The following is a 10,000-nucleotide window of genomic DNA, read 5'->3' as shown; positions in this document are numbered from 1 at the left end:
GGGCAGGCCCAGATCGAGCAGGATCAGATCAGGCTTGACCGAAGCCGACAGGCGGATGGCCTGCTTACCGTTCTCGCTCTCGACGACCTTGAAATCGGCGACATCGAGGAAGATGTTCAGCATCTTGCGGATTTCGTCTTCGTCATCGACCACAAGAATGGTGTTCTTCTTTTCGATCATAAGGCGTCTCTCAGCAGGCAAGGGAGCATCAGGCCCCGCATTTACTATGGCCTTATGGGTAGCGTTCCGAAAATAAAAATTAAATGTGTGCGTCCGTAACGGTGTTTAAACAGCCGATAGCAAACTACACCGCGCGGCAATGCTGGGCGATATAGGCCTCGTGCGTCGGCAGGCCGTTTGCCGCCCGCCCGATAATGGTCCGCAGATTGGCCAGATAGTCCTGACGCGCGGCTTCGGGCACGGCGGCGACGAAGGGGTGCGCGGCGGCGGGGCGGACATTCTGCCCTACCATGACCTGAAGCCAGGCGGGAAGCTGAAACAGGTCGTTGGGGTTGGGCTGAATCAGGCCAGAGGCGCGGAACAGCGTCATCTTGTGCGCCAGCGCGTCCGGAATGGCCATGTGGCGCACCTGATCCCAGAAGGCTTCGCCGTGCCGTTCATTGGCGTGGTAGTGCAGGACGATAAAGTCGCGGATCAGCTCGAATTCCAGCGCGCTCTGACGGTTATATTCGGCCACCACAGCCGGGTCGAAACCGGCGTGCGGGAAGAGGGTGATCAGGCGCGCTATGCCCGACTGGATGAGGTGGATGGAGGTCGATTCCAGCGGCTCTATAAAGCCGGATGACAGGCCCAGCGCGATGACATTGCCGTTCCACTGAAGACGCCGCCGCCCGGTTTCAAAGCGAATCAGGCGCGGATCGGCCAGCGCCTGACCATCCAGCCGCGACAACAGGCGGGTGGCGGCCTCGTCTTCGGAGATATGGTCGCTGCAGAAGACGTAGCCATTGCCGGTGCGGTGCTGAAGCGGGATGCGCCACTGCCAGCCGGCTTCGCGGGCGATGGAGCGCGTATAGGGGGTAAGCGGCGAGACGCTTTCGCAAGGCACCGCCCAGGCGCGGTCGCACGGCAACAGGTGTCTCCAGCTTTCGAAGCCGGTTTTCAGCGCCCCTTCGATCAGCAGGCCGCGAAAGCCGGAACAGTCGATAAACAGATCGCCCTCGACCTGCTGGCCATCTTCAAGGCTGAGGCGCGTCACATGGCCCGTTTCGGCGTGCAGGGCGATGTCGCGGATACGCCCTTCGATGCGGCGCGCCCCCTTCGCTTCGGCCAGTCGGCGCAGATAGAGGGCGTAGAGCGAGGCGTCGAAATGATAGGCATAGGGCATGCCGGGCAGGGGCGTATTGGGGATCTGGTTCAGCGGTGCGAAACGGTTGGCGTAGGCGGCGCGTTCGTTCAGCGAATAGGCCCACAGATCGTCGTCCTGCCCGTCGAGATGCGCCTGAAGCCAGTAGTGGTGAAACGGCACCGAGCCCAGATCGCGCCCCAGCGTGCCAAAGGCGTGCATATAGCTGTGGCCTTCGTGCCGCCAGCCTTCAAAGGCGATGCCGAGCTTGATCGTACCCTTGGTTTCGCGCAGGAAGTCGTTTTCGTCGAGGCGTAAGAGGGCGTTGAAGTGCGCGATCATCGGGATGGTCGCTTCGCCGACGCCGACCGAGCCGATCTCTTCGGACTCGATCAGGGCGAGGCTGAGCTGTTCCCCCATGATCTGCGACAGGGCGGCGGCGGTCATCCATCCGGCCGTGCCGCCACCGGCAATAACGATGCGCTTGACTGTATCGACCATGCCTGTTCCCGGATAAAAAGGAGAGGGTGAAAACAAAACACCCGCCGAAGCGGGTGTCCAGTACCCGGTCAGAGCGGAAACGCTCCGACCGGGGAGGTTCTGAGCAATCAGAACTTGTAGTTGATACCGATGATGTAGCTCGAACCGTAGTCTTCGTACTTACGCACTTCGGCCGGGGTCGAGTAGTAGGTCATGAACGGCTCGTTGGTCAGGTTGTTGCCTTGCAGCAGGATGCTGAGGTCCTTCAACGGGCCGCTCTGGAAGGTGTAGGAGAGCTGCGCATCGACGATCGATTCGCCCTTCACCATGACCAGTTCGGCATTGTTCTGATAGTCGGGCACTTCACCCAGGAAGTCATCGCGCTTGCGCTGCGAGACGCGGGCCGAGAAGCCGTACTTTTCATAATAGACGGTGGTGTTTTCCACCTTCTCCGACAGGCCGGGGATGGGGATGGCCGTCGTGCCGTTCGGCTTGATCTCCGACTCGTTCTTGGTGAAGCTGTAGATCACCCCGAACCCGTCCAGCCACGGCGTAATCAGCTCACCCGGAATGGAGGCCGAGAATTCGAGGCCGCGGATATAGCCGCCGTCGCCGTTCAGCTTGGTCGAATAGATGCCCACGCGGTTGGTCTGGGCCGGGTGCGCCGGCAGGCCGGCCCCCAACTGGTTCGGATTGACCGCAAACTTCGTCGTGTCGCTGAAGTCATAGGTGGTGCGCGCGTCGAAGACGTAGGAGGTCAGGTCCTTCTTGAACAGGGCCAGCGCCACATAGCCCTTGCGACCGAAGTATTTTTCGATCGACAGGTCGTAAGAGGTCGCCCGCCACGGCTCCAGCGCCGGGTTACCGCCATTGGCCGTCCAGTAGTAGTTGGTGGTGCCGCCCGTGCCCGTAACCGTGGCGCAGGGATTGCGGCAGGTGTCGTAGCTGAAGCCCGCCGACATGTCCTCCATCTTCGGACGCGACAGCGTCTTGGCCGCGGCAAAGCGCAGTTGCGTGTTGTCGAAGATTTCCCAGCTCAGGTTCAGGCTGGGCAGGACGTCATTATAGTCGGTGCCGCCCGTGATGACCTGACCGTTGTCAGGCGACACTGTGCCGCCGGTATAGATGGAGGTCGCCGTCTGTTCGGCGTGCTGCTGCTGGACACCGATATTGCCCAGAAGCGGCTTGCCCAGCAGTTCGGTATTGATGTCGGCCATGAAGTACAGGGTGGTGACGGTTTCATCCACGGCCCAGGTGTTCTTGATGGCATTGGCCGCGACGTTGCGGCGGAAGGTATAGACGCCGTCGTTGTACATGCCGAGCGCATCATAGGAGATCATCCCCTTGATGCCGATGAAGTCGAGCGCCGTGGTGCCGCGACGATACTGTTCCGGCACGGCCATCGACATCGGGACCGGCGTGGCCGCCTTCGACAGGGTGAGCGTGCCTTCGTTGCCGACCTTCGACTTCGAACGTTCCGTGCGGTTGATGCCGAACGAGACTTTCGAGAACAGCGGGTTGTTGTCGAAGGTGCGCGTGGCGGCCAGACGGATGATGTCCAGTTCGTCCACAATCGTCGGGTTCTTCAGGTAACCGGCCTGCGTACCGCCGCCCCAGCCGCGCGGGTCGGTCAGGAAGATGGTGCTGTAATTGGTGTAGTCGAGCGCCGAGGTGATGGTGGCGCCTTGCTGACCCGACTGCTTGATGGTCACGGTGTCGAGCGCCCCCGAACCGTCAAGGCCCGTACCGGCGGTGGTTTCCAGAATCAGGTCCGTGCGATCGACCTTGGCGTGCGACAGGTCGGCTTCGAGCAGCCAGTTGTCGCTGAGGCGATAGCGGGTGTTCCAGCCGATATTGTCGAGCGTGGCTTCGCGCTGCGTGACGTAGTTGCCGAGCACCGTCTTGATGCCGGAGAAGGTGGCGCTGTTCACCAGACCGTTGGAAGCGGTGTAGGAGACGAGGCGCGTCTGACCATCCCAGCCCGGCGGCACGGCGGCCCCGGCGCAGCCCGTCGGGCAGGCGGAGGAGCCTGAGTTATTGGCCGGGTTGAACAGCGGGAATTCGATGCGCGAACGCAGTTGCGTCTCGTTGAACTCCGAATGGTAGGCATCGACGGTCATGTGCAGACGGTCGTTCGGCTTCCATTCCAGCACGGCCATCAGGCCGTCGCGGTCGAGGTTGGACGAGGCGACTTCGGGCTTGGCACCGTCGATAATGGTGTTGTTGGTGCCGTAGAAGTTACGCGTATAGCCCCAGGCTTCCCACTTTTGCAGTTGCGACGGCGAAGAGGTCGAGGCGTAGCCGATGGCCACACCCAAAGTCTTGTTGAAGAACTGGTCGATGTAGGTGACGGCGTAGCGGTTGCCGGTATTGCTCGACCCGCCGATAAAGGCGTCGTTGGAGTTTTGCTCGCGGCGATAGTTGAGCGCGACGACCTGCTTGCCGAACGACAGCGGGCGCACGGTGCGCAGATCGGCGGTGCCGGCGATGCCTTGCGTCGGCATGGAGGCGTTCGGCGTCTTGTACACCAGAACCTGAGAGATCAGCTCCGACGGATACTGGTCGAATTCGACGCCACGGCCGTCATTGGTCGAAACCTGTTCGCGGCCATTGAGCGTGGTGACAGTGAAGTCCGGCCCCAGACCGCGCACGCTCAGCGACTGGGCGCGGCCATTGGTGCGTTGCGCCGCGATGCCGGGCAGGCGGGCGATGGATTCGGCAATCGACTGATCCGGCAGCTTGCCAATGTCTTCGGCCGAGACGGCTTCGACGATGGAGGTCGAATTACGCTTGGCGGAAATGGCGTCCTGGATGCCGCGGCGGATACCTGTGACCACCACCTCGGTGACGCCATCGTCAGCCTGTTTCGCGGCGGTGTCCTGCGCCATGACGGGCGCCGACAGGGCCAGCGAGGTGACGAGCGCGATGCCCGCTCCGCTGCAGAGCAAGGTGGCGCGGCGGAAAGTGCCGTGTCCGGTTTTCATGATGTAGAGCCTTCCTGACTGTCTCTTATGGATCGCAAACTCTTCTGGTTCGCGTGGCAACACTCTGGTCCCTGTAGCTTCTCAATAACCGGCCTCTGTCGGGCCGTGTCCGGGGTCTATGATACGGAGTTAATGTTTTTGCAACTGAGTGAAAATATTGCCCCGGATTTCCTGTACGCTTTGAGGTTGCTTGTGGCTCTGATGTAACGTTTTGCGCGCAATTGTGCGACAATAGGGCGGATTCAGTCACTTTTTCTCGCATTTGCGAGGTAAATATCTCGCAATCTCGGATCATACCAAGGGTACTGTTTTTGCAATTTAATGCAAAAATTTACAAAATTATGCAAATTTTACGATAGCGCTAACATCTGACCCTGGGTCAATCTGAGGGGTCTACCCGCCGCAGGATTCGCGCACGACCAGTTCGGTCGAAAGACGCTCGGACAGCATTTCGCCCTCATTGAGCGACCCCAGCAGTTTCGACACCATCAGCCGGCCGGCGCGCGCCAGTTCCTGCGATATGGTGGTCAGCATGGGATGGGCATAGGCGGCGAGCTGGATATTGTCGTAACCCACGACCGAGACGTCCTGCGGCACGTTGCGCCCGCCGCGCGTCAGCCCCTTGATGGCCCCCAGCGCAATGATGTCTGAGGCGGCGAAGATGCCGTCAAAGTCTATGCCCTTGTACAGGAGGTGGGTGACGGCGGCCTGCGCCGACTCCATCTCGAAGTGACAGGGCACGATCAGTTGCGGGTCGAAGTCGAGCCCGGCGGCGTTCAGGGCGTTGAGATAGCCCTGATAGCGCTGCTTCATTTCCGGGGCTTCGCCGACATCGCCCAGATAGGCGATGCGCCGCCGCCCCAGCCGCGCCAGATGTGCCGTGGCGCGCGCCCCGCCGTGCAGATTGTCCGAACCGACGCTGCAATAGGTCTGACCGGCGATTTCCGCCCCCCAGACGATGAAGTTGCGGTGCGACTTCATCAGATGGTTGAAGCGTTCGTGCAGGTAGGACTGCCCCAGAAAGATCACCCCGTCGGCGCGGATATTGTGCATCAGGGACGTCAGGTCGTGCTGGTTCTTGGGCGTCAGGTGCGACAGCAGCAGGTCGCAGCCCATGTCGCGCGCCGCTTCGCCGACATCGGAGATCATTTCCAGATAGAAGGGATCAGAGAAGCGCCCTTCGCGCCCGTGCGGCGGTGGGATGACGATGGCGATGGTGGCATTGGCACCGGACATCGGCACAGGCGCTTCGGCATCGCCGAAATAGTTGTGCTCGCGCGCAATCGACCAGATGCGCCGCTTGGTGACGCGGTTGACCGACGGCGAATCGGACAGGGCACGCGACACGGTAGCCACCGACACGCCGGCGATGCGGGCTATATCCTGAAGGCGGGGGCGGGGCGACACGATGCGATAATCCTTTGCGAATACCGCTTGCTTAATCGCCCTTGTGGCAAATGCAAAGTGTATTCAATGTCAGGGTGTGGGGATAAGGGTGTCCATGGGCGTCATGTAGGCCCAGCGCACGCGGTCGTAATAGGCGCCGTTTTCGGCCTGTATCGTATTGACGCCGGGATTGAGCGGCACGCTTTTGAAGATCACCACGCCATTGACGGCGTTTTGCGTCGCCAGCTTGGCACCATTAACTGTCAGGGTGATCTGCGGCTGATTGGTGTAGATCTTCACATCGGCGCGCGGCTCAGAGCGCTGATTGAAGCGGCGCGAGGTGATATAGACCACCGGGGCCTTCGACCACTGCGCCTTGTAGAACCAGAAGGCGTCCTTGCGCGTTTTGCGGTCATAGGTGACCAGGCCCTTGTCGTTGATGCCCGACTGCTCGCCTTCGTTGCGCCCGTCCGAGGCCGCGTCGAACATCTGCCACACGAACCGGCCCCAGATGAAGGGGCGGGCCTTCAGCATGGCCCAGTTGGTTTCGTGATACAGCGCCTGATACTGTTCGGGATGCCAGCCGGAGGCGGGCACGACCGCGCCGGGGGTGTCGTCCTGATGGGCGACGCTGCCGCCCGCGCCGTATTCGGTGACGGCGAAGGGCTTGGTCGGGAAGCGCTTGTGATAGGCGTCCGCCCAGTCGCCCAGCGTGCCCTTCTGTTCCGGATACCAGCCGAAATAGCGGTTGAAGCCGAGCTGATCGGTGACGAGGGCGCGGGCATCGTCGTCGGCGACGCAGCAATGGGCGTAGATCGTCGCCCGCGTCGGGTCTTCGGTTTTACTCACGGTATTCAGTTCGCGGAACAGACCGGCTATGGCCGCGGTTTCGCCGTGCAGTTCGTTGCCCAGCCCCCAGGCGATCACCGAGGGGTGGTTGAGGTTCTGCCGGATCAGTTCGCGCAGTTGCTGCGCCGCATTGGCGCGGATCGCTTCGGTCACCACAGGCAGGTGGCCGACCAGCGGAATCTCGGTGAGGACCAGAAGCCCGCGCCGGTCGGCCTCTTCATAGGCCGTTTCGGCGTGCGGATAGTGGACCAGTCGCACGGCTGTCGCCCCCATCTCGTCGATGAGGTTGAAGTCTTCGACAATATCGGCCGGGGTGATCGCCCCGCCCTTACCCGCGCGGCTGGCGTGCAGGTTGACGCCATTGACCTCATAGGGCTGGCCATTGAGTAAAAGCCCCTTTTGCGCATCGAAACGCACGGAACGGATGCCGAAGGCGACCGAATTGCGGTCCAGCGTGGCGCGGTCGTCGCTGATTTCGGTCACCGCCGAATAAAGGTAGGGGTCTTTTCGCCCGTTCCACAGGCGCGGCGCTCGCAGTTCGCCTTTCAGGTCAGCCGTGGCCGTGCCGTTGGCGGCGACGTTGACGGCCTTGGAAACGCTCAAGACCGGTGTGCCCGACGCATCGAAAATGCGCGTCTGCACGATCAGGCGCGCCGCCTGAGCACGATGGTTGCGCAGGCCGACGCGGATATTCAGGGTCGCGCTTTGGGTGGACACGGTGGGCGTGGTGACGGCGACGGCGGATGAGCCGTGATCGAGCCAGTCGAACCCGGCTTCGCGCGCTTCGATCAGCGACACGCCGCGATAGAGCCCGCCATACACGGTGAAATCCCCACCCGGCGGCGCGATATGCGGCCAGACGGCGTTGGACACGCGCACGGCGATCACATTGCGCCCGGCGGTGACGTAAGGCGAAACATCAAACCGGAAGGTGGCGTAACCGCCTTCGTGCCGCCCGACGAAGGTGCCGTTGACGAACACGTCACTGACCAGCGCCGCGCCGTCGAATTGCAGATAGAGCCGCTTGCTGGCGGGCAGGGCCTTCAGGTCGATGGCTTTGCGATACCACATGGTGCCGCGGTAATAGTCGCTTTTGCCCGCCGTCGGGCCGTCTTCGCCATCGCCGGCATTGGCCGTGTGGGGCAGGGTGGCCACGCGCCACGCGCTGTCGTCAAAGGCGGGGGCTTCGGCGCCTTTGGCATCGGCCCTCAGAAAGCGCCAGCCCGTATCGAGCGAGGCCGTGGCGTGAATCTGTGCGGTAGCGGGCAGGGCGATGCTGATACAGGCTAGCAGGGCGAAGATCAGGGCGCGGGGGAGGCTCATCCTTGGCGTATCCTCTTTTTAGATATGATACCCGTCGTCATTGGAAATGACGACGGGTATGCGTTTCGCGAATGTCTCGTGCCTGTGATGCACAAGAGACATTCGCGAGTTTTCAATGGCCGGATGCGTTCAGCATCTTCGGCCGTTGCTATAATCACCCTAACGGCTTTCCAACGGTCGATTATGCAGGCAATATGGCTGCAAATAAGACCGTGCGGGTTTATCCGTCCGGATCATCTTTGGGGAGTGTGTTGCATGATTCGTTCGCTTGTTGTCGCGGCCTGTGTGAGTCTGGCCGCCGCGCCGGTGACGGCGCTCGCCTGTGCGCCGGACGCTTTGGGGACATCACGGACGCTGGTTTTAAAGCGCGAAGGGGCCGCCTACGGCACGGCGCAGCACGGGGCCTTGCCCTTGCAGCCGGGCGAGGTGGTGCTGACCTTCGATGACGGGCCGCGCACCGAATCGACACCCCCGGTGCTCAAGGCGCTGGCCGATCAGTGCGTGAAGGCGACCTTTTTCATGGTCGGCGACAATATGGCCAAACACCCCGATCTGGCGCGTCAGGTGGCGGCGGGCGGCCATTCGACGGCCATGCACAGCCTGACGCACCTCAACATGACGCAACTGAGCCCCGACGCGCAGGCAGCCGATCTGAAAACGACGCAGGACATTTACGCCGCGACCTTCGGCCACGCCGCCCCGGCCTATCGCTTTCCGTTTTTGGGCGAAAGCCCGACCCTGATGGAGGCGCTGAAAGCCCAAAAGATCACGGTGATGTCGGTCGATCTGGGCATTGACGACTGGCTGCCAGATCAGACGCCGGACATGCTCACGGCGCGTTTGCTGGAACGCCTAAAGGGCAAGGGCGGCGGCATTATTCTGATGCACGACGGTCAGGACAGCACGGCGGCGGCCCTGCCGCAGATGCTGAAAGCGCTGAAAGCCAATGGCTATAAGGTGGTGCATATCGAGTGGGAAAAATAGTCGGTCAGAGGGCTTGCTAAAAATGTTATAAAGTAACATGTGAGTTGGGCTATCTTTTTCGTCGCCCCTTGCAAAGAGTTACGGTATAACATATGTCTGAAGCCCGATCTTGCTCCGAAGCTGCGAAGCCCCCGCCCCCTATGACCACCGCGCCCGACCCCAAGCCGAATTCGTGGATGGATGCCACCGCCATTGGCCTGTCGGGCCTGTGTCTGGCGCACTGTCTGCTGCTGCCGTTTGCCGTGGCGGCCCTGCCGGTGCTGGGTCAGGTGGCGGGCGACCATCTGGTGCATCAGGTGCTGATCCTGATGGCCGCGCCGCTGAGCATCTGGGCGCTGCACCGCACGGGCGGTTGGAAAAAGCCGCTGGTGGCCGCTTTGGCGGTTATTGGTCTGGGCCTTCTGGCGGCGGCGGCCTTTGTGCCGGTGGTGGCTGCGCATGAAACCCTGATCAGCATTATCGGCGCGGTGTTTGTCGCCGGGGCGCACTATCTCAATTCGCGCCTGCATCGCCGGGGCCATAAGCACGCCTGAGCCTTTTTAAGCCCGGCATTTTCCCTCATGACGGTTGACTGAGCCGCCTGACGCTTTAAGAGGGGCGGCGGTTACATTTTGTACGGATTGCCCCGATGCTGCGTCACATCGTCATGTTCAGTTGCAAGGATAGCGCCGATCGCGACCGCATCCGTCAG

General features: G+C 61.8%; 7 protein-coding genes. 2 read left to right on the top strand and 5 right to left on the bottom strand.

Annotated features, from left to right (window positions below; genetic code table 11):
* The 5 genes from LDL37_RS05515 to LDL37_RS05495 all read right to left on the bottom strand — a co-directional run.
* The coding region (locus LDL37_RS05515) for a response regulator (protein WP_290795391.1) at positions 1 to 180 on the bottom strand (180 nt) is incomplete at its 3' end.
* 124 nt (positions 181 to 304) lie between these two features.
* Entirely contained in the window at positions 305 to 1,804 is a 1,500-nt protein-coding gene (locus LDL37_RS05510) for a tryptophan halogenase family protein (protein ID WP_290795389.1), read from the bottom strand.
* Between the two features lie 107 nt (positions 1,805 to 1,911).
* The gene (locus tag LDL37_RS05505; protein ID WP_290795387.1) at positions 1,912 to 4,767 is read right to left on the bottom strand and encodes a TonB-dependent receptor; all 2,856 of its coding nucleotides are present in this window, start codon (positions 4,765 to 4,767) and stop codon (positions 1,912 to 1,914) included.
* A 393-nt stretch (positions 4,768 to 5,160) separates the two neighbouring features.
* Positions 5,161 to 6,174: a LacI family DNA-binding transcriptional regulator gene (locus LDL37_RS05500; RefSeq protein WP_290795385.1), complete on the bottom strand. Its 1,014-nt coding sequence runs from the start codon at positions 6,172 to 6,174 to the stop codon at positions 5,161 to 5,163.
* A gap of 69 nt (positions 6,175 to 6,243) precedes the next feature.
* A complete protein-coding gene (locus LDL37_RS05495; protein WP_290795383.1) occupies positions 6,244 to 8,325 on the bottom strand; it encodes a glycoside hydrolase family 2 TIM barrel-domain containing protein in 2,082 nt (693 codons plus the stop codon).
* Between the two features lie 255 nt (positions 8,326 to 8,580).
* On the opposite strand from LDL37_RS05495, the gene LDL37_RS05490 reads away from it, so the two are divergent.
* Both LDL37_RS05490 and LDL37_RS05485 read left to right on the top strand, forming a co-directional pair.
* Positions 8,581 to 9,309 carry a polysaccharide deacetylase family protein gene (locus LDL37_RS05490; protein WP_290795380.1) on the top strand — a complete coding sequence of 243 codons (729 nt, stop codon included), beginning with the start codon at positions 8,581 to 8,583 and terminating at the stop codon, positions 9,307 to 9,309.
* 140 nt (positions 9,310 to 9,449) lie between these two features.
* On the top strand, positions 9,450 to 9,842 hold the full coding sequence (locus LDL37_RS05485; protein ID WP_290795378.1) for a MerC domain-containing protein: 393 nt from the start codon (positions 9,450 to 9,452) through the stop codon (positions 9,840 to 9,842).
* Positions 9,843 to 10,000: the final 158 nt, after the last annotated feature.

Origin of the sequence: Asticcacaulis sp. (assembly GCF_020217185.1) — a bacterium.
GTDB lineage: Bacteria > Pseudomonadota > Alphaproteobacteria > Caulobacterales > Caulobacteraceae > Asticcacaulis.
The sequence above is the reverse complement of the archived record's forward strand: the minus strand, read 5'-3'. Positions and strand labels throughout refer to the sequence as shown.